General features: G+C 56.8%; 17 protein-coding genes. All 17 read right to left on the bottom strand.

The genetic code is table 11. The features are described from left to right. Positions 1-4: 4 nt before the first annotated feature. The 17 genes from ACUNV4_RS06260 to nusA all read right to left on the bottom strand — a co-directional run bounded on the left by ACUNV4_RS06260 (position 5) and on the right by nusA (position 20434). Complete coding sequence (locus ACUNV4_RS06260; RefSeq protein WP_430877645.1) at positions 5-874, bottom strand: carbohydrate ABC transporter permease; 870 nt, start codon at positions 872-874, stop codon at positions 5-7. Positions 875-1131: 257 nt separating this feature from the next. Next, a complete protein-coding gene (locus ACUNV4_RS06255; RefSeq protein WP_430877644.1) occupies positions 1132-2448 on the bottom strand; it encodes an ABC transporter substrate-binding protein in 1317 nt (438 codons plus the stop codon). A 534-nt stretch (positions 2449-2982) separates the two neighbouring features. Continuing rightward, the gene (locus tag ACUNV4_RS06250; protein ID WP_430877643.1) at positions 2983-3675 is read right to left on the bottom strand and encodes an HAD family hydrolase; all 693 of its coding nucleotides are present in this window, start codon (positions 3673-3675) and stop codon (positions 2983-2985) included. A 37-nt stretch (positions 3676-3712) separates the two neighbouring features. Next, on the bottom strand, positions 3713-4606 hold the full coding sequence (locus tag ACUNV4_RS06245) for a DMT family transporter (RefSeq protein WP_430877642.1): 894 nt from the start codon (positions 4604-4606) through the stop codon (positions 3713-3715). A gap of 17 nt (positions 4607-4623) precedes the next feature. Next, positions 4624-5670 (bottom strand): Gfo/Idh/MocA family protein, encoded by a 1047-nt coding sequence (locus ACUNV4_RS06240; RefSeq protein WP_430877641.1) that lies wholly within the window; start codon positions 5668-5670, stop codon positions 4624-4626. 151 nt (positions 5671-5821) lie between these two features. Further along, positions 5822-6310 (bottom strand): tRNA adenosine(34) deaminase TadA, encoded by a 489-nt coding sequence (gene tadA / locus ACUNV4_RS06235; RefSeq protein WP_430877640.1) that lies wholly within the window; start codon positions 6308-6310, stop codon positions 5822-5824. Between the two features lie 203 nt (positions 6311-6513). Next, complete coding sequence (locus ACUNV4_RS06230; RefSeq protein WP_430877639.1) at positions 6514-7551, bottom strand: ABC transporter ATP-binding protein; 1038 nt, start codon at positions 7549-7551, stop codon at positions 6514-6516. Between the two features lie 3 nt (positions 7552-7554). Continuing rightward, a complete protein-coding gene (locus ACUNV4_RS06225) occupies positions 7555-8310 on the bottom strand; it encodes a glycerophosphodiester phosphodiesterase family protein (protein WP_430877638.1) in 756 nt (251 codons plus the stop codon). A gap of 73 nt (positions 8311-8383) precedes the next feature. Then, positions 8384-9193, bottom strand: coding sequence for a carbohydrate ABC transporter permease (locus tag ACUNV4_RS06220; RefSeq protein ID WP_430877637.1), 810 nt, complete (start codon positions 9191-9193; stop codon positions 8384-8386). Beyond that, positions 9183-10052, bottom strand: a complete 870-nt coding sequence (locus ACUNV4_RS06215) for a carbohydrate ABC transporter permease (protein ID WP_430877636.1) — start codon at positions 10050-10052, stop codon at positions 9183-9185. Before ACUNV4_RS06215 ends, ACUNV4_RS06220 begins: the two co-directional genes overlap by 11 nt. Before the next feature lie 81 nt (positions 10053-10133). Next, positions 10134-11351, bottom strand: coding sequence for an ABC transporter substrate-binding protein (locus ACUNV4_RS06210; protein ID WP_430877635.1), 1218 nt, complete (start codon positions 11349-11351; stop codon positions 10134-10136). A gap of 356 nt (positions 11352-11707) precedes the next feature. Continuing rightward, a complete protein-coding gene (gene pnp / locus ACUNV4_RS06205; protein WP_430877634.1) occupies positions 11708-13813 on the bottom strand; it encodes a polyribonucleotide nucleotidyltransferase in 2106 nt (701 codons plus the stop codon). A gap of 108 nt (positions 13814-13921) precedes the next feature. Further along, complete coding sequence (gene rpsO, locus ACUNV4_RS06200) at positions 13922-14194, bottom strand: 30S ribosomal protein S15 (protein WP_430877633.1); 273 nt, start codon at positions 14192-14194, stop codon at positions 13922-13924. Between the two features lie 84 nt (positions 14195-14278). Beyond that, positions 14279-15355, bottom strand: coding sequence for a tRNA pseudouridine(55) synthase TruB (truB, locus tag ACUNV4_RS06195; RefSeq protein ID WP_430877632.1), 1077 nt, complete (start codon positions 15353-15355; stop codon positions 14279-14281). 70 nt (positions 15356-15425) lie between these two features. Then, positions 15426-15839: a 30S ribosome-binding factor RbfA gene (gene rbfA / locus ACUNV4_RS06190; protein ID WP_430877631.1), complete on the bottom strand. Its 414-nt coding sequence runs from the start codon at positions 15837-15839 to the stop codon at positions 15426-15428. Further along, complete coding sequence (infB, locus tag ACUNV4_RS06185) at positions 15836-18862, bottom strand: translation initiation factor IF-2 (protein ID WP_430877630.1); 3027 nt, start codon at positions 18860-18862, stop codon at positions 15836-15838. The genes rbfA and infB overlap by 4 nt, the downstream gene beginning before the upstream one ends. Positions 18863-18907: 45 nt before the next feature. Beyond that, entirely contained in the window at positions 18908-20434 is a 1527-nt protein-coding gene (nusA, locus tag ACUNV4_RS06180; RefSeq protein ID WP_430877629.1) for a transcription termination factor NusA, read from the bottom strand. Positions 20435-20482 lie beyond the last annotated feature (48 nt).

The following is a 20482-nucleotide window of genomic DNA, read 5'->3' as shown; positions in this document are numbered from 1 at the left end:
CTCCTTACAGATCCAGGTTCTTGCCGACGAGGCGCATCAGGAAGATGGCAACGATATTGGCGAGAATGACAGCGACGATACCGCCGGCCGAGCCACCACCGACATCGAACTGCAGCAGTGACTGCATGTAGACCAGGTAGGGAATGTTGGTGGATGCATAACCCGGCCCACCCGCCGTGGTGACGAGAATTTCCGCGAATATGGACAACAGGAATATCGTCTGAATGAGAATGACCACGGTTCCTGCACGCGCCAGATGCGGCACGATGATGTGAAAGAAACGTGACAAGGCACTGGCCCCGTCCATCTCGGCCGCCTCGATCTGTTCACTGTCCAGCGATTGCATCGCGGTAAGCAGTATCAACGTGGCGAAGGGCAGCCACTGCCACGAGACGATCATGACGATGGAGGCCAGCGGATGGTGACCCAGCCAATCGATCGGCGTGGTACCGACCAGCTTGGAAAGCCAGGCAAACAGGCCGTTGGTGGGGTTCATGAACATGTTCTTCCACACCAGAGCCGATACCGTAGGCATGACGAAGAACGGGGCAATGAACAACAGGCGGACGATACCCTGCCCGAACATGGGCTGATCGAGCAACAGTGCCAGCAGGGTTCCACCTATCACGGTGATGCAAAGCACCCCGATGACGATGATCAGTGTATTACCCAGCGCCTCGAAAAACGCGGGGTCGGTGAGAAAGAATTCGTAGTTCGAAAAACCGGCGAACGATGTAACCGGATCCAGCAGGTTATAGCGTTGAAACGAAAAGTACAGCGTCATCACCAGCGGTACAATCATCCACAGAAAAAGCAGGGTGACTGCGGGCGATATCATCGCCTTGCCAGCGGTACGCGAATGGGTGGTTGACATGATCTCCTCCGTCAATCCGGACGTATGGGAACAGCCGTGTTCTCGTGGCTGCGTTTACAAGCTTTCAGTCACAGGCCTGGATCATGCCTCTGACTCATACTGCAACTGGGTTCTCACCCAACCGACAATACATTGCAAGGCTAAAGTATTTGCTTGGAAGAAGTCGAAGGGGCATCCCTGCCCTGCCCGTTGTGGGGCTCATCCATCCCTGTCTTGCTCATCGACTGACCAACTTACTTCGATTCGGCAGGTAAGACCTACTTGGGGTAGCCGGCCTTCTTCATGGCGCGTTCAGTCAAAGACTGAGCATTCTTCAGTGCATCTTCAACACTGCTCTGACCTGCCAACGCCGCTGCAAACTGCTGGCCTACGGATGTTGCGATTCCCTGGAATTCGGGGATGGCTACGAACTGCACGCCGACATAAGGTACTTCTTCAACCGTTGGGTTGGTTGGATCGGCTTCCTGGATGCTTGCCAGAGTCATGGCTGCGAAAGGCACTTTCTGGTACTCGGGGTTTTCGTACAGAGAAGTACGTGTGCCCGGTGGTACGTTGGCCCAGCCTTCCTGAGAAGCGACAAGCTCTGCATAGGCCTTGCTGGTTGCCCATGCCACGAACTTCTTGGCAGCTTCTTCTTTCTCGGTACCAGCAGGAATTGCCAGCGACCATGCCCACAGCCAGTTACCGCGCTTGCCCAGGCCATTGTCCGGAGCCAGTGCAAAACCGACTTGATCAGCTACCTTCGAATCGTTTTCGTTGGTGACGAAAGAAGCCGCAACGGTTGCATCGATCCACATGCCGCATTGACCGTTCTGGAACAATGTGAGGTTTTCGTTGAAACCGTTGGAAGATGATCCCGGAGGTCCGGCGTCGTTCATCAGGTCAACGTAGAAGTTCAGTGTGTCAGCCCAAGGCTGTGAATCGAATTGTGGATTCCAGTCCATGTCGAACCAGCGAGCACCGAACGAGTTGGCTGTTGCGGTCAGGAATGCCATGTTCTCACCCCAGCCGGCCTTGCCACGCAGGCAGATACCGTAGATTTCGTTTTCCTTGTCAGTCATGGCGCGAGCGGCCTCGCCAATGAATTCCCAGGTAGGCGCTTCAGGCATTTCCAGGCCTGCTTTTTCCATCAGGTCCTTGCGGTACATGACCATGGAGGACTCACCATAGAAAGGTGCGGCGTAGAGTTTGTCATCGACTGACAGACCACCGCGGATGGCTGGCAGGATATCGTCGACATCGTAGTCGTCGCCCAGTCCTTCCAGCGGCACCAGCCAGTCACGTTCAGCCCAGATAGGCACTTCGTAAGTACCGATTGTCATGACGTCGAACTGTCCACCCTTGGTGGCGATGTCCGTCGTGACTTTCTGACGCAGAGCGTTCTCTTCCAGAGTTACCCATTCCAGATCGATGCCGGGGTTCTTGCTGGTGAAATCGTCAGTCAATTTCTGCATGCGGACCATATCACCGTTGTTCACGGTAGCAATGGTCAGAGTTTCTGCACTGGCAGACAGTGAGGCCCCAGCCGCCATGGCGGCTACGGTCAGGGCGATGGCGCTTTTTTGCATTCGCATAGTTCTCCTCCGGGAGATTCTTCGGGTTGACGCAGTATTTACAACAACTGCAATGTACGCTCGTCACAAGTGCCGAAACAGTACGAAAGAAGCTAATTTCTATGCTTTTTTTGCAAGATAAAATAAAAGTGTACGTATTTGCATCATTACCTTTAGGTATTGGCCTAATTCGAGTCAAAAAAGGACTATTTGTGACCAACAAAACATGACTTAAATCACACTATTCATCTTCCTGGAGCTGGTGTACTCCATTTAACGGGCAAGTTCCGAGTCGCGCCCGAACCGTATCGGCAGGTCACTACCCCAGATGACTGATCACAAGACAAATGATGCAGCTTTCGTCAATAGCGGGTTTTTGCCAGTGCTCGAGCTTTGGCATGCCACCGGAATCGCTGAACGAATCCGGGTATGCAGACGTGGCTGACACGGACAAGGGGACGGAATCCGAGGCACTGCATGACACGCAATTCGGGAAGAACCAATCGGCGACGTGTCGGAATCACCCATCCGGGAGTTCGAGCTGATGCCGGGCAATCAGCCGGCAACGTTGTTACCGAAGCTGTACTCGGCGCTCTTCAGTATCGCCAGGGCATGATGCAGGCTGTCGCAGACACGATGCCCGAGACTCAACAATTCGGCTGTCGGTGGCACCAGGTCCGGCACCTGGAAAACCGTACATCCGGCTGCAACACCAGCCTTGACCCCGTTGAAGGAGTCCTCGAACACCAGTGTCCGTGAGGTATCCGCCTCGATGGCGGCGGCAGCAGCCAGAAAGATCTCCGGATGCGGCTTGCTGTGACGCACCATGTCTCCACCGACAATGAAATCGAAACGCTTGATGATCCCGGTGCGAGTCAGCTTCAGAGCGGCTATCGGTGCAGCGCTGGAGGTGGCTACTGCCATCCTGACACCTTCGGATGCCAGCCATTCGAGCAGCTCTTCCACCCCCGGCTTGAGCAGTACCTGTCCGTCGGCAATCAACGCATGATAACGCTGCGCCCAATCGGCGCGAAATGTCGGCAAGTCGACTTGTTGCCCGATGGCAGCATCAAGGATCGCCATCAAGGAGGCCTCGTTGCTGCCAACGATGCTCAGAAACAGAGGGGTCTGATCGTCAAGGCCATGATCCGCGCAGGTAGCGAGAAAGCTTTGCAGCGAAAGTCGTTCGCTGTCGATCAGCAGGCCATCCATATCGAACAGAGCCGCGTCCGGTTTCATCGGCATCATTGATTGTCTCTCACACGCTCGAGTGTCGGTCATGCATTCAGGCTACACCCTGATTTCCGGCATTGCTGCGTGACAGCACAAATTCCCGGTAAGCCACATAGATACCGCTGAAAGCCACTATGCCAGCACCGAGAAGGGTTGGCCCATCGACCGTTTCCCGAAAGAATACATAGCCGATTGTCAAAGTCCAGATGAGAACCAGATAGTGAAACGGCTGCAGGACAACCGCTTCGGTCAATTGCAATGCCTTGATCAGCATCATGTGCCCGCATATCGAGGTGGCGCACAACAGAGCCAGCAGTTTGATGGTTGCCGGATTCAGTGGCTGCCACAACGGCCAGGCAAACAGGCCGGAAGCGACAGCCCCGGTGATGCCGAAATAGACCAATGAGGTTGCGAAGCTGTCGCGTCGCGATACCTGCCTTGTCAACAGATTGTAGAGAGCAAAAATGACGGCACAGACCAGTGGTATCAGAGCATTGGGGTCAAACACCGCCAGCCCCGGCCGCAGGATGATCAGCGTACCGATGAATCCGACGATCACCGCCATCCAGCGGCGATGTCCGACCTTCTCTCCAAGTATGGGTACTGACAGAGCCGCCACTACCAGCGGAAAGCAGGCAAACAAGGCATGCACCTCAGCAAGCCCGAGTACGCGCAGGGCGAGCGCGAACAGGGCAATCTCCGAACACATCAACAGGCAGCGTATCAGTTGCCTGACTGGCACCAGCGAGCGCAATGCGGTACGTAGTCCGCCGTTCACTGTCGCAAACAGACAGGCGAAGATCGCAAATGCCACGAAGCGTACGAAAACGATCTGGGCAACCGGTAGTTCCTGCACCAGCATCTTGGTGATGGCATCCTGCACGGAGAATACAAGGGTCGACAGGATCATCAGCACGATCCCGCTCATGGGGGTGGAAAGATTCATGATGGTGTTCGAATTCGTCAGGTCAGGGAAATCATCTGGCCGGATGCAGCCGCCTGCGCGATGGCTTCGACAACCTGCAGATTGGTCAATCCATCCTCGACACTCACCCGTGGTTCCGCCACGCCTCGTACTACCTCGACGAAATGCGCCAATTGCCGGGACAGTGGATCAACCGTTTCCCGCTCAGCAAGAACCTCACTCATGCGTAGCCACCACGAGGACTCCTGCTCCGCCGGGTGAAACCGGCTCCTCAGGGTTGGCACGGACAAACTGCCGCGGGTACCCGCTATCCAGTAGCAGTTCTCGTCCTGCTGTTGCGGGTAAGCAGGATTCTCACCGGTGGTCAGCTCCCAACTGGCGGTACTGGCGGCTGTATCCGACAACAGGAAGGTACCCAGAGCGCCATTGGCGAAACGCAGAGTGATACCAACGGTATCCTCGACTTCGAACTGTCGTAACTCCCTGGACGCCATCGCCTGTACATGGGTGATTTCCCCCATCAGCATGCGCAGGTTGTGCACCTCATGAATCATGTTGATCAGGATGGGCCCTCCACCCGGTTGACTTCGCCACGGTGCCTGCTGAAAATAGTCGACAGGCTTGTAGAATTGTGCACTCCCCATGATGGAGACCAACCGCCCCAGGCGGTCGCTGGCGATTGTCTCGCAGGCCTGTCTCATGATGTCACTGTGCGCGCGGTGATGCCCCACCAGTACGGGCACCCCACAGCGTTTCACCTCATCGGCCAGCACCAGGCCACTGGCGTGATCGGTTGCGACCGGTTTTTCCAGTAGCACCGGCACGCCCATGGCCAGGCATTGCCTGGTCTGTTCCACGTGCAAGTCATTGGGAGTGGCGATGATGACCGCATCTGGCCGCTGCGTTTCCAGCAAGGTCGACAGAGCGTTGAATTGGGGAACCTGATATCCGGCAGCCAGCTCGATGGCATTGTCATCCGGGTCCACGATTGCCTGCAGGCAACAGTCATCATTGGAATTGATGGTTCGGATATGGACCTGTCCAATCAGTCCAGCTCCGACCACAGCGATCTGCAACACAGTCATCGAGACACCGAGTATTCAGTAGTGCTGCATCATCTCACTTACTGCCGAATTCTGCTTGCACTGGCGCACGCCACCTGGGCATCAGTCACCTATGGCAATGGAGGGTACAAGGTACCAACCCGGCTCGCTGCCAGTCAGTGAGGAGACAATTTTACTGCGCCGATCCCGACTGGCGCAGCTCCCGGAAAAACGTCTGCATCAGGGCAGCTCCCTGCTCCGCCAGCACGCCTTCGGTGATGGCCACGTGGTGATCCACACCGGGAAGTCGCAGAGCCTCATGGATGCTCACCACACCACCGGTGCGTGGCTCGCGAGCACCGAATACCAGTCTGGCAATACGCGCCTGTAACAGGATGCCGCAACACATCAGACAGGGCTCCAGCGTGACATACAGGGTGGCTCCGTCCAGCCGGGACGAACGAGACTTCAACGCCGCGTCTCTGACCGCCAGGACCTCGGCATGAGCCGACGGGTCATGATCCATGACGCAGCGATTCTGGCCACTACCCAGAATCTGCCCCTCCTGCACAAGCAGTGCACCAACCGGCACCTCACCGTGACGACCGGCACTCTCTGCCAAGGCCAGCGCCTGATGCATGAAGTCCTCATCGATATGCTGTTGCCTGCGTGGAATGATCATTGCCCCCTGCCTGGGTCGGACTCCAGTACGGAGTGCCAGCACGCTCAATGATGATCAGCGGACAGGCATCCAGATGAATTGGAACACTCTACTGCAAATTCGAGCGGCGAACATGTCGCCGCCTGGCAGGCTTGCCAGCGATGTTCCTCTCCCGATTTTCCGGATCCTGCAGGCGTCGCCACTGATCACTGATACCCAGACCGTCAGCCAGACAATTCCTGTGATCTGATTCTCTTGCCGTTGTCGGCATCGAAATACATGAGCTGCTGCGCGTCGACGGTCAACCAGACCTGTTCGTGCTCAGTTGGCAGGCAGTCACGCACCGCAGTTGCTGTCATGCGTCCCAGTGCAGTCTCGCAATGCAGCAGCATCGTGGCCCCAACCATCTCGGACAGGACCACACGCCCGGCTATTGACAACCCGGACTGTTGCTCGGATGTCAGGTCAAGCGCTTCAGGGCGCAACCCTGCAACCATGCCACCATGACCAATACCCTGCAGCGCTTCCGCATCGACGAAGTTCATGGCGGGCGATCCGAGAAACCCTGCCACGAAACGGTCTGCCGGGTCGTCATAGATCTGTTCCGGGGTGGCGTACTGCAGAACCTCTCCTCCTTTCATGACGGCAATTCTGTCCGCAAGCGACAGCGCTTCTGTCTGATCATGGGTCACGTAAACGACGGTGGCACCCAGTTCCCGATGCAATTGCTTTATTTCGGTACGCATCTCCGTGCGCAAGACGTTGTCAAGATTCGACAAGGGTTCGTCCATCAGAAAGGTTCTTGTATCCCTTGCAAGGGCTCTCCCCATGGCCACTCGCTGCCGCTGTCCTCCGGATAATGCACCAGGTTTGCGCTCAAGATAGGGCTCCAGCTGCAACATGCGGGCAACCTTCTCGGTACGGGCATTACGTTCAGCCTTTGGCATCTTGCGCAGTTCCAGACCGAAAGCGATATTCTCTCGTACCGTCATGTGAGGGTAGAGAGCGTAATTCTGAAAAATCATCGCAATGTCGCGTTCCTGAGGAGCCAGTTCATTGGCACGAACTCCACCAATTCTGAGCTCGCCCTGATCGATCTGTTCGAGGCCCGCAATCAGTCGCAGCAGTGTCGACTTGCCACAACCCGAAGGTCCGACGATAACCACGAACTCACCATCGCGTATATCCAGCGAGACTCCCTGCAACACACAGGGGCCAGCTGCATAGGATTTTTCAATACCTGACAGACTTATACCGCTCATGCTCTACTCATCTTCCTGCTTGTCTGCTGCAAATCGCCTGCGCAGTTCGATCGCAAGGCTGGGGCGATCGCAAGTCAGAACCTTCACACCCAGCTCGAAAGCCTTGTTGAGTTGGGATGCATCATGAGCGGCCCAGACACCGAATTCCAGACCTGCATCCTGTACCTGAGCCATCAGTGCGGCATCCGCTGAATCCACATGCACTCCGATTTCGGGCACCTCGTGAGAACGGCAGAGCTCGATGAGAGCAGCCTGCCCCAGTTGACGCAGTACCGCAGGGCTGACCAGCCACAACCTGGGTCGCTCGGTGGCTACCGCCAACTCATCCAGTGAAGCCATCAGAAAAGAAGAAAATACCGTACGTTGCAACATGTTCTGCGAGCGCAGCGTCTCGATGACCTTTGGCACGAAGTCAGGGTAGGCGAAGCCGTCTCCATCGGGCTTTATTTCACAGCGGAAGTCCACCTGACTATCTCCGTAGATCGTGCACAACTCCGGTAGTGACAGAGGATGTTCGCCTCCGGAATAGTTGATGACAGCCTTGCGCACTTCAGCCTCGCTCATTTCAACGATGGCGCCGGAACGATCAGTTGTTCCATCAAGTGTCGGATCATGGTGAACCATGATCGCTCCATCGCATGTTGGGTGAACATCGAATTCGAGCTCTTCAAGAGCCAGCAGGGCGCTCTGTCGGAAACCATGTGGCGTGCTGTCACCAAACTCCAACGTTCCACCACGATGTGAGGCTATTCTGGTCATGCAGTGAGTTTCTCCGTCGTCGGTTCAATTGTCGTGAAATAGCCTTGCAGTAGAGGCCAGCAAACCAGCCGCCTCATTTGACAGCTCCCATGGTGATACCTCGCACCAGATGCCGCTCTACCAGCATGAATCCGGCAATGACCGGCAGCATGGTAATGACCGAAGCGGCCATGACGAGCGGCCAGTCGATCAGACCTTCACCCGGATTGAGCTTGTAGAGTCGAGACAGGCCGATCTGCAAGGTGTAGAGCTGATCATCATTGACAGCAACCAGCGGCCAGATGTAGTTGTTCCACTCGGCCAGAAATATGAACAGTCCCATCGAATAGATCGCTGGCCTGGATATCGGCACGATGATGCGACGCAAGACCTGCAACGGTGTTGCACCGTCCATATACGCCGCCTCATCCAGTGAGCGAGGTATTCCCCGAATGTACTGTCGCAGGAAGAACGCTGCAAACCCGTTGGCGATGGCCGGAAGAATCAGTCCTGAATAAGTGTCCAGCAAACCGACTCTGGCAAGCGTGAGGTAATTGGGGATCAGCGTGACATGACTGGGGATCATCAAAGTGGCGACCGTTGCCGCAAACAGCAACTTTCCCCCACGAAACTCGAAGCGGGCGAATGTGAAGGCCGCCATGGTTGCAAAAAGCAGACCCAGAATCGTTACCGCAGCCGAGACGATGATGCTGTTGAGTAGATAGCGAAAGAAGTCATGCTGGCCGACCGCCCTGACATAATTGCTCAAGGTGAATTGCACGGTGCCGGTGTAAAAACCATGGGAACTCTGGAAAGACATCCACAGGCTGTAGAGCACAGGGGACAGGAACAGAAGACCTGCGAAACCTGCCAGTGTAATCAGAAACGGATTTTCACGCCTCATAGTGCACCCTTCTTCCAAGTACATGCGCCTTGACCAAAGCCAGTACGATGAGAAAAATGAACAGAAGTACAGCCAGTGCCGACCCGGTTCCAACATCAAACAGTGAGAAACCGATACGGAACAACATGTTCACCAGCACATCGGTGGCTCCCGCCGGACCTCCTCGCGTCATCACATCCACGATGGTAAACACCTGAAAGGCTTCGATTACCGATACGATCAGCAGGAAATAGGTCGTTGGCATCACCAAGGGAAATGTGACACGTCGAAATACATGCCAGCGCCGACCTCCATCCACAGCCGCAGCATCGTAGAGCTCTCGGGGCACAGCCTGTAGTGCCGCGATATAGATCACAACGTCATAGCCCAGCTGTTTCCACGTATTGACTGCAATCAGTACACCCAAGGCAAGTTGAGGATCCTGCATCCAGGACACCCTGGGCAAGCCGACTGCGGCGAGGATTCCATTGACCAGGCCGTAGTCTGTAGAGAAGACCCAGCTGAACACCACAGCAATGGAGACAGCCGAAGTGACAGATGGAAGAAACAAGGCTCCACGCAACAAGCGGGAGACGATGCCTTCGCGTACCAGGTAACTCGAGATCATGAGAGCAAGACACAATCGCAAAGGCACCGAGACCAATGCGAAAATGGCGGTCACGTTCAATGAATTCCAGAAATCACGAGAGGACAGCAGCAATGCATAGTTTTCCAGGCCGACAAACGGTTTATCTGACGACATGAAATCCCACTCTCGAAAACTCAGGTCGAGACTGGACAGGATCGGGAAATAGGTGAAGATTCCCAGAAATAACGTCAGTGGAAGCACCAGCAGATACGGAGTGATTTTGCGTTGCATAGCAGATCTGTGAGTTAGTCGAATATCAGAGAAAGTGCCAGGCAGGCTGAACGAATCGCCCCCCGGCACCTGACTGTCGAATTACTCGGTTCTTGATGCTTCCGCGCGCGTCAGTTCCGCAAACTCCTGCAGTGTCTCTTCAACGGGACGCTGTCCCAGCGCCATCGCCTGCCACATGTCGTATTCCCTGGAACGCATCCAGGTGACAACCGGAGGACGCGGCCGTCCTCTGGCGAAGTCAAGCTGATCAATGGCAACGCGTATGCCGGGTTGTGTGGCCAGTGCATCTGCCGCCACATCGACGTCGGCAGTGTTGGCATTGATCGGCATGTAGCCGGTTTCTGCAAACCAGATCGCGTTCGCCTCAGCCGACGCAAGATAGCTTACCAGTTTGTAGGCCGCGTCTTTCTTCTCCTGATCAGCCCCTTCCAGAATGCCAATTCCGGCACCTCCGATGGGAACGCGACAGACAGCATTGCACGGCATTGGCAAGACAAGCAGATCTTCACCCAATGCGTCCAGCAGTCCGCTATAGTTGCCTGTCGAGTTGATATTGAGCGCAACCTTTCCGGCCGTGAACGCGTTTTTCCCGGCACTTTCGTCCGTCACACCATCTGCGGACGCCAATTGCCATGTGTGTACCAGATCGGACATCCACTGGTACGCCTCGATGGTGGCAGGTGAATCGAGGAGCACATTACCGCTTCTGGAATCAATCAGATCACTGTCGTTCCCCATGACGAGCCCCCAGCGAGCAAACTGACCTGGCGCTACAATGCCCTTCACGTTCTCTGCTTGCAGTTTTTCACTGACTGTCCTGGCCACGTCGGTAATCTGATCCCAGGTTGTCATCTCCGGCACGGTTTCCATTCCGGCCGACCTCAGAATGCCTTTATTGACGTATAGCACCGGCGTCGAGGAGTTGAAGGGAACGATGTAGTTCTTCCCTTCGTAAACACCAACCTCTCGGGCGAACTCGAAGAGTTCATCCTTCAGTGGGTCTTTTTCCAGATAAGGGGTGAGATCTTCCAGAACACCTCGATCAGCAAACAGACCGTATCGAGTCACCTCCAGGATGACAGCGTCCGGATAACGTTTTGCCGGTATGGCTGCCTGCAACTTTGCAACGATGTCGTTGTAGTTGCCAATGTTTTTCGCCTCGACTTGTATGTCCGGGTTTTCTGCCTCGAATTTCTCGATGATTTTCTCGAGAGTCTCACCGGACGAATTACTGAAACTGTGCCAGAACTCGACAGAGGTGTCAGCGACGGCAGATGTGGAAAGGGTTAGCGATGCCAATCCATATATTACAAGTCTGGAGAGGCCAGAGAATCTGTATCTTGGCAACTGCATGCGGGAATCACCTCTATCTTCAGAATTTGTGGAGTGTTGATCCGCGCATACTAGGTAGGAAATATTACCTACTCATGAAGGTGCCCGACGGAGTTGTCACGTACCGGAAAAGTCCACTTGAATCTGCAACAGGAGCCTGCAAGCGGCTGAGCATTCATTGCACCATGGTTGTATTGTCAAGAATTCATGACAGGAAGCTCCATGCTCCTCCGCAGATATTCATGCCCACAAAAAAGGAGGCTCGAAGCCCCCTTTCTCTCTAGTCACTTCGTGGCAAGCGATGCTTGCCACATTGTCGAGACTCAGCTGCTGACAGCTTCGCCTTCTTCAACGGCTTTCATGCTCAGGCGAATACGGCCCTGCTTGTCCACTTCCAGAACCTTGACCTTGACAACCTGCCCTTCGGACAGCTCGTCAGCGACGTTCTGCACACGCTGGTCAGAGATCTGAGAGATGTGTACCAGACCATCCTTGCCAGGCAGGATGTTGACGAAAGCACCGAAGTCCATGATCTTCTGTACACGGCCTTCGTAGATGGTGCCCACTTCGATGTCAGCGGTAATCAGTTCGATACGACGACGGGCTTCTTCACCCGCTGTACGATCGCTGGACGCGATCTTGATCAGGCCATCATCACCGATATCGATGGTTGCACCGGTCTCTTCAGTCAAGGCACGAATGACGGCCCCCCCCTTACCGATGACAGCAGCGATCTTCTCGGGATTGATCTTGATGGTGATGAAGCGTGGTGCATGCTCGGACAGATCGCCACGTGGCTCTGCCAGAACCTTGGCCATCTCACCCAGAATCCAGATTCGACCGCCTTTGGCCTGCTCCAGCGCCTTTTCCATGATCTCGCGAGTGATGCCCTGAATCTTGATGTCCATCTGCAAAGCAGTGACACCATCGGCAGAACCAGCCACCTTGAAGTCCATGTCGCCCAGATGATCTTCATCACCCAGGATGTCGGAGAGTACGGCATAACCGTCGTCTTCCTTGATGAGACCCATGGCAATACCGGCTACCGGTGCTTTCAAGGGAACACCCGCATCCATCAGAGCCAGAGAGGTACCACAGACCGATGCCATGGAGCTGGAACCATTGGACTCGGTGATTTCCGAAACAACTCGGATGGTGTACGGGAAATCCTCTTCGTCAGGCATGACCGCCTGAACGCCACGCTTGGCCAGTTTGCCATGCCCGATCTCACGTCGCTTGGGTGAACCGACAAAGCCGGTTTCGCCCACCGAGTACGGAGGAAAGTTGTAGTGCAGCATGAACGCCATGCGCGTCTCGCCGCTCAGCGCGTCGATGATCTGCGCGTCACGAGTGGTGCCCAGAGTCGCAGCAACGATCGCCTGTGTTTCACCACGAGTGAACACGGCTGAACCGTGAGTTCGTGGCAGAATACCGGTGTGAACTGAAATGGGACGAACGGTGTCAGTGGTACGACCGTCGATGCGTGGCTCACCCGCGATGATGCGAGAACGTACGATGGATTTTTCCAGCTTGCTGAACGCATCCTTCACATCGCCGGCGCTGTAACCTTCTTCGCCCTCTGCAGCAGCCAGGGCTTCAACGACCTTTGCCTTGGCATCGGATACGGCATCCTGGCGCGCCATCTTGTCGGCGACCTGGTAGGCGGCGGTGAGATCGGCTCGAGCGGCCTCATCAACCTTCTGTGCCAGTGTGGCATCGGCCTCCGGTGTCTGCCATTCCCAGGGAGTGGCATTCACATCGACGGCCAGGGCCTTGATGGCGGTAATGGCGGTTTGCATCTGGTCGTGACCGAACATGACCGCGTCCAGCATCACGGATTCGGACAGTTGATCGGCTTCGGACTCCACCATCAGAACCGCTGAGTCCGTTCCGGCAACCACGAGATCCAGCTGCGATTCTTCCATTTGTGACACGGAAGGGTTCAGGACGTATTCACCGTCGATGTAACCCACCTTGGCAGCACCGATAGGACCGGCAAAAGGCATTCCTGAGCAGGCCAGGGCAGCCGAGGCACCCAGCAATGCCGGGATGTCAGCACTGATTTCGGGATCCAGAGACATGACGGTTGCGATGACCTGCACCTCGTTCATGAACCCCTTGGGGAACAAGGGACGCAGTGGTCGATCGATGAGACGCGAAATCAGGGTTTCGGATTCGCTGGGGCGGCCTTCGCGCTTGAAAAAGCCACCGGGGATCTTGCCCGCCGCGTAAGTCTTTTCCTGGTAGTTGATGGTCAGGGGAAAGAAGTTCTGACCGGGCTTGGCCTCTTTCCGGCCAACGGCAGTCACCAGCACGACGGTATCGCCCATGCTGGCGACGATCGCGCAACTTGCCTGACGGGCAATTTCGCCGGTCTGCAAGGTAACGGTCTCGCTACCGAATTGAAAGGTTTTTGAATGTATGGTCACAAAGTGTTCCTGAGAAGGTAAGCGGCCTCGGGTCACGAGGCCTCGTTACACTGCCACCAGATGGTTATGCTGCCAGCTGATGGGATGGACTCCTTTGGAGAGCCGCCCTTAGCGGCGCAGACCCAGGCGTTTGATCAGATTCTGGTAACGGCTGGCATCTTTGCGGTGCAGGTAATCGAGCAGTTTACGACGCTGATTTACCATTCTCAGCAGGCCACGACGCGAATGATGGTCGTGCTTGTGTTCCTTGAAGTGTTCAGTCAGATGAGAAATTCGCGCAGACAGCAATGCTACTTGTACTTCTGGTGACCCTGTGTCCGTAGAGTCGGTCTGGTGTTCTTTGACGATTTCCGCTTTTTGTTCAGCGCTTAGGCAAGACATGTTGAGGTAATACTCCAGTACGATTTGATGTATGTGTTGTTCATCCGCCGTCAAAAACGGCTGATAACCCGATATTGTACCATTTCAGTCCCATTGAAGGACCCGGCGAGGTGCAACCAGTTCGCCAGTTTCATGCAATTCTCCCAGTCCAGCCAGTCGACCGGTGGCGTCATAGACTCGACACGGCAGCGTTGCTGCGCCTTCTCCCGACTCTCCCGTGACGGAAGGCCCCTCTGTCGAACCTGAACTCACATCGCATGTTGCAGCGGCGCTCGATGACATGGCACCGGCAGCTCTGTCCGACGTGGGGTCGACCTCAAGACGTCGGCATGGTGCTGACTGGCCACGCTGGAAGGTTGCCAGCCCGGCTTCGTCCAGCCTGACGCCACGTAAATGGGCCAGTCCGGCATCCAGCGGCAACAGCAGTGCATCCAGGGCTGCCAGATGATCTGTGTCCTGCCCTCGGTCGGATTCGTTCTGTGGCGCTGCCATCCTTTCCAGCACCTCAAGACTCGTCATGGCCTCTCGTTGAAACGGGGAAACGAACGTTCGTCGCAATTGGGCGACATGCGCCCCACAACCGATGGCTTCGCCTATATCGGTCACCAATGATCGAATATAAGTCCCCTTCGAACAACGTACCGCGAGTCGTGCGCTTGTTCCCGAAAAAGACAGGACTTGCAGATCGTGAATGACGACCGAGCGCGCTGGTCTGTCCACCTCCTTGCCTTCACGCGCCAGCTTGTAGAGCCGCTGACCATCGATCTTGATGGCAGACACCATGGGTGGAACCTGTTGCTGGGGACCGCGAAAACGATGACAGATTTCCGTAAAGGATTCGAGGGTCAACCAGTCGGGAACCGGACGCTGCTCCAGCACCTCCCCGTCGGCATCGGCCGAATTGGTGGTGACACCCAGTCGCATGGTGGTCTCATAGCCCTTGTCGGCATCCAGCAGAAAGGCGCTGAGCTTGGTTGCCTCGCCGAAGCAGACCGGCAACATGCCGGTCGCCAGCGGGTCCAGGCTGCCGGTGTGACCGGCCTTTCTGGCTCCAAACAGGCGCTTGGCTCGTTGCAAGGCATGGTTGGAGCTTCCGCCAGAGGGTTTATCAAGCAACAGAATGCCATGAACCGCTCGGCCCTTGCGATTTCGACGACTCAAGATGGTATGTCCGATTGAAGCGACGGGGAGGAAAGCGGACGGCGGCAGCAGGCCGCCATCCGCTCAGGAATCAGTCCCGGGCAGCCGGAGATTCGTCAGCAGTGCCTTCACCGGACTCATCGTCAGCGGTGGTGTTGCTGGCAACAGCGTCGGCAATCAGGGCCGACATCATCGCACCGCGTTCAGCCGAGTCATCATAGAAAAAACGCAGCTGCGGTACGGAACGGGTATTCATCTGGCGCGCCAGTTGACGACGCAGAAAGCCGGATGCACGCTCCAGTGCCTCCTGGGTTTCCTTGTGCTCACCAGAGTCCAGCAGGGAATAATAGACTTTCGCCACAGAGAGGTCCCGCGAAACCTCGACCGACGCCAGTGTCAGCATCGGCGAGATCCGCGGATCACGCAACTCGGTCCGGATCAGACCTGCCAGCTCACGCTGGATGAAGTCGGCAACCCGGTGGCTTCTTGGATAATCGCTGGTCACAGTGTACGAGCTACCTCGGTACGCTCGAACACCTCGATCAGGTCACCCGGTCGGACGTCGGTGTAGTTCTTCACACCGATACCACATTCGGTACCCATACGCACTTCCTTGACGTCATCCTTGAAGCGACGCAGAGATTCCAGCTCGCCTTCGAAGATCACGACATTGTCGCGCAGAACCCGGATGGGTTCGTCCTTGCGCACAACCCCGTCAACCACCATGCAACCGGCAATCTGACCGAACTTGGGCGAGGTGAATACCTCTCCGACTTCCGCGTTGCCGATGATGCGTTCGCGAACTTCCGGCGCCAGCAGACCACCGGCCAGCTGCTTGGCCAGATCGATCAGCTCGTAGATCACGCTGTAATAGCGCAGATCGGTTTCCTGCTCCTGCACGATTCGACGGGCCGCACCATCGGCGCGTACGTTGAATCCGACCAGAATGGCATTGGAGGCAGAAGCCAGATTTGCATCGGACTCGTTGATGCCACCGACGCCACCACCCACGACTCTGACTTCGACTTCGTCGGTGCTGAGCTTCTCGAGTGCGTCCCGAATGGCTTCGAAACTCCCCTTCACATCGGCCTTGACGACAAAATTGACGACCGGCACGGTGCCCTTGATCTGCGAGAACACATCTTCCATTCGAGCGGGTCGACGTTCGGCCAGTCGAGCATCACGCTGCTTGCCATGGCGCAACTCGGCCAGTTCCCGTGCGCTCTTCTCGTCGGCTGCCACCAGCATTTCGTCACCGGCATTCGGCGTGGCTGACAGACCAAGCACCTGTACGGGCGTCGATGGACCGGCTTCTTCAACAGCCTGACCGTTTTCGTCGAACATGGCGCGAACACGACCAGTCACCTGGCCGCAGATGAAGCTGTCACCACGCTTGAGCGTACCTTCCTGTACCAGGATCGTGGCAACAGGCCCCTTGCCCTTGTCCAATGAGGCTTCGATGACCGTACCCGCAGCATTGCCCTCGGGTACCGCTTCCAGTTCGAGCACTTCTGCCTGCAGAATCAGCGCTTCCAGCAGAGTGTCCACACCTTGACCGGTCAGTGCCGAGATAGGTACGAACTGCGTATCGCCGCCCCATTCCTCGGAAATGACGTCGTGCTGTGCCAGTTCATTGCGCACACGCTCCGGATCAACACCTTCCTTGTCCATCTTGTTGATGGCGATGATCAACGGCACATTTGCCGCTCGCGCATGTTGAATACCTTCCACCGTCTGCGGCATGACGCCATCGTCGGCAGCCACCACCAGCACCACGATATCCGTAGCCTGAGCACCACGTGCCCGCATCGAGGTAAACGCGGCGTGACCCGGAGTGTCGAGGAAGGTGATGTCACCGTTCTCGGTATGAGTCTGGTAGGCACCAATGTGCTGCGTGATTCCACCGGCTTCGCCAGAGGCAACCCGTGCACGTCGGATGTAATCGAGCAGCGAAGTCTTGCCGTGATCGACATGACCCATGATCGTGACAACCGGCGGTCTCGGCACGGCATCGCCGTCGCGCTCACCGGCAACCAGTGCTGCCAGAGCTGCTTCAACGTCATCCGCACTCATCGGATTGGCTTTGTGACCCATCTCCTCGACCACCAGAATGGCCGTATCCTGATCCAGAAGCTGGTTGATGGTGGCCATGACGCCCATGGTCATCATCGCCTTGATGACCTCGGCAGCCTTGACGGCCATCTTGTTGGCCAGCTCGGCAACCGTGATGGTTTCAGGCACATCGACGTCACGCACGACAGGTGTCGTCGGCCGCTCGAAGGCATGCTTGGCCTCGAAGTTACTGGGCAGAGCTCGACGCCCACCCTTGCCACCCTTGCGGCGACCGGATTTTCCCTTGGCAACATGCAGCTGGTTGCGGCCATAACGCGTATCGCCACCACCGCTGCTCTTGCCACGGCCCTTGCCTTTCGGCTTGTCTGCGCCACGTGCATTGCCACGATCATTGCTGCTGGCGGCCTGCTGGGCTTCCATCGCGGCACGGCGCTGCAACTCGGCAGCCACACGTTCCTGCTCCTTGCGCTCACGTTCACGCTTGGAGTTTTCGTCCGCTTCCTGACGCCGTGCCGCCGCTGCCTGCTTTTCAGCCATGCGCTCTGCAGCAGCTCGCGCAGCCGTCTCGGCTTCAAGGCGCTTGGCGGCCTCGCGTGCCTTGCGCGCCTTGTCTGCCGGAGAAAGCTGCTCTTCGGGCACCTTGGCAGATGGCGCTGATTCCGAGCCTTCCGCCTGTGCTGCTGCGGCTACTGCCGCTGCCGCCTGAGCTTCTGCCTGGCGGACGGCCTCGGCAGCTGCATCGGCAGCTGCATCGGCAGCCGACAATTTCGGCTTGCTCGCAGCCTCACTGGCCTGACTCGCCGCCTTGGCAGCCTGCGCAGCAACCTGCGCTGCCACCTGCTCGGCAGCTGCAGCCGCATCCGCTGCACTATCGCCAGCAGCTGCCGGCTTGTCCGCTTCGACCGCCGGCTCTTCTGCCGCAGCAGCAGTATCATCTGCCGCCGGTTCGGCTTCAGCCGGTGCCTCAGGGGCCTCGGCGTCGCCAGCATCACTCACGGCAACTGCATCTGCATCATTCCGTGCTGCTGATTCGATCTCGGCTGCCGGTGTGTCCACAGCCGGCGCATCGCTCTCGTTGACCGACTCATTCACAGGAGATTCGATGACTTCGTCAGCGCTTGGCTTGCTCACAGTCTCATCAGCCGATTCTTCACCGCCCGGCCGCACGTAGGTCCGACGAGCACGCACCTCGACGTTGACCTTCTTGCGACCCGAAGGATCGGTCTTCAACTCACTGACGCGCTTGCGCTTGAGCGTGATTCTCTTGCTCGCGCCGCCACCTGCCGAACTCCCGCGAGATTCACGCAGATGAGTCAGCAGGGTCAGCTTCTCCGAATCGGAGATCATGTCGTTTTCGCCCGTCTTGGCGATACCCGCATCACCGAGCTGCACCAGCAGCTTGTCCACTGGCGTACCAACGACTTGCGCGAGCTGTTTTACTGTAACTTCAGCCATAGCTTCTCTTGTATGTTCCCCGTACGACCGGTTGCCCGGGAGGTACTACTTGCCTGCTTCTGCCGCTGCCTGTTCTTCTGCCTCGGCATCGGCAAACCAGCTCTCACGTGCTTTCATGATCAGGGTGCCGGCAAGCTCTTCATCCATTCCCTGCACAACCATCAGGTCGTCGACCGACTGATCGGCCAGATCATCAATTGTCAAAATCTCATGAGCGGCCATTTCCAGGGCCAGCTCTTCGTTCATGCCTTCCATCGCGACCAGCTCGGCTGATGGCGTATTGCCACCCAGCTTTTCTTCCGTCGCGATCGCCTTGGTCAGCAGTGCATCCTGAGCGCGGCTTCGCAATTCGTCAACGATCTCTTCCTCGAACTCGTCGATATCGAGAAGCTCTTCTCGTGGTACGTAGGCCACTTCCTCTACGGTCGTGAACCCTTCCTGTACCAGTATCAGCGCCACTTCCTCATCGACATCCAGCTGATCGACGAACACCTGCAGTGTCGCCTTGGATTCTTCTTCGCTCTTTTCCTCGGCTGCCGACTCGTCCATGACATTCAGCGTCCAGCCGGTGAGCTCCGAGGCCAGGCGGACATTCTGCCCGCCACGACCGATGGCCAGCGACAGTTTGTCACTTTCCACGGCAATGTCCATGCTGCCCTTGTCTTCGTCCACCACGATACCCTTGACTTCGGCTGGCGCCATGGCGTTGATCACGAACTGGGCCGGATTCTCGTTATGGAGAATGATATCGATCCGTTCTCCTGCCAGTTCGTTGGATACCGTCTGTACCCGTGAACCACGCATACCGACGCAGGCACCCACCGGGTCCAGCCGCGGATCGAGTGATGACACGGCAATCTTGGCGCGTGCACTGGGGTCGCGAGCCGCACCGTTGATGACGATGACGCCCTGGCCGACTTCCGGTACTTCCAGCTTGAACAGTTCGATCAGGAATTCCGGCGCTGTGCGCGTGACAAACAACTGTGGACCACGAGGCTCGCTGCGCACCTCACGAAGATAACCTCGCAGACGATCACCCGGACGAACGGCTTCTCGTGGAATCATGTCCTCACGGGATATATAGGCTTCGGCGTTACTTCCCAAGTCCAGATAGACACCACCGCGCTCGAGGCGCTTGACGATACCCATGACCAGTTCGCCGACACGGCTGCGATAGGCATCCACCACGCGCTCGCGCTCTGCCTCGCGCACCTTCTGCACAATGACCTGCTTGGCTGTCTGGGCAGCGATACGGCCGAAGTCGACCGACTCGATTTCCTCTTCGACAAAACCGCCGATTTCCAATTCGGGCGCATCATATTGCGCCGCAGACAAGGTGATTTGCCGCAGAGGAAACTCCATCTCTGCATCGTCGGCGACAACCTCCCAGCAACGATAGGTCTTGTAGTCACCGGTGGCCCGGTCTATGGCAACACGCACTTCGATATCACCGCCATGACGCTTGCGGGTAGCCGATGCCAGCGCTGCTTCGAGCGCCTCGAAAATGATGCCTTCATCAACGCCTTTCTCATTGGAAACGGCGTCAACAACGAGCAGGATATCTTTACTCATCTCAACTGAGCCTCAATACGGAAGAACACACAGATGCGCTCCTGATTA

This window comes from Granulosicoccus sp. 3-233 (assembly GCF_052681095.1).
The sequence above is the reverse complement of the archived record's forward strand: the minus strand, read 5'-3'. Positions and strand labels throughout refer to the sequence as shown.

Coding starts and splice junctions, on each gene's coding strand:
- ACUNV4_RS06240 (WP_430877641.1), bottom strand. CDS start 5,670: ATGACTGTGTTGCAGATCGCTGTGGTCGGAGCTGGACTGATTGGACAG.
- ACUNV4_RS06250 (WP_430877643.1), bottom strand. CDS start 3,675: ATGATGCCGATGAAACCGGACGCGGCTCTGTTCGATATGGATGGCCTG.
- tadA (WP_430877640.1), bottom strand. CDS start 6,310: ATGATCATTCCACGCAGGCAACAGCATATCGATGAGGACTTCATGCAT.
- ACUNV4_RS06260 (WP_430877645.1), bottom strand. CDS start 874: ATGTCAACCACCCATTCGCGTACCGCTGGCAAGGCGATGATATCGCCC.
- ACUNV4_RS06230 (WP_430877639.1), bottom strand. CDS start 7,551: ATGAGCGGTATAAGTCTGTCAGGTATTGAAAAATCCTATGCAGCTGGC.
- ACUNV4_RS06245 (WP_430877642.1), bottom strand. CDS start 4,606: ATGAATCTTTCCACCCCCATGAGCGGGATCGTGCTGATGATCCTGTCG.
- ACUNV4_RS06220 (WP_430877637.1), bottom strand. CDS start 9,193: ATGAGGCGTGAAAATCCGTTTCTGATTACACTGGCAGGTTTCGCAGGT.
- rpsO (WP_430877633.1), bottom strand. CDS start 14,194: ATGTCTTGCCTAAGCGCTGAACAAAAAGCGGAAATCGTCAAAGAACAC.
- nusA (WP_430877629.1), bottom strand. CDS start 20,434: ATGAGTAAAGATATCCTGCTCGTTGTTGACGCCGTTTCCAATGAGAAA.
- infB (WP_430877630.1), bottom strand. CDS start 18,862: ATGGCTGAAGTTACAGTAAAACAGCTCGCGCAAGTCGTTGGTACGCCA.
- ACUNV4_RS06215 (WP_430877636.1), bottom strand. CDS start 10,052: ATGCAACGCAAAATCACTCCGTATCTGCTGGTGCTTCCACTGACGTTA.
- ACUNV4_RS06255 (WP_430877644.1), bottom strand. CDS start 2,448: ATGCGAATGCAAAAAAGCGCCATCGCCCTGACCGTAGCCGCCATGGCG.
- ACUNV4_RS06225 (WP_430877638.1), bottom strand. CDS start 8,310: ATGACCAGAATAGCCTCACATCGTGGTGGAACGTTGGAGTTTGGTGAC.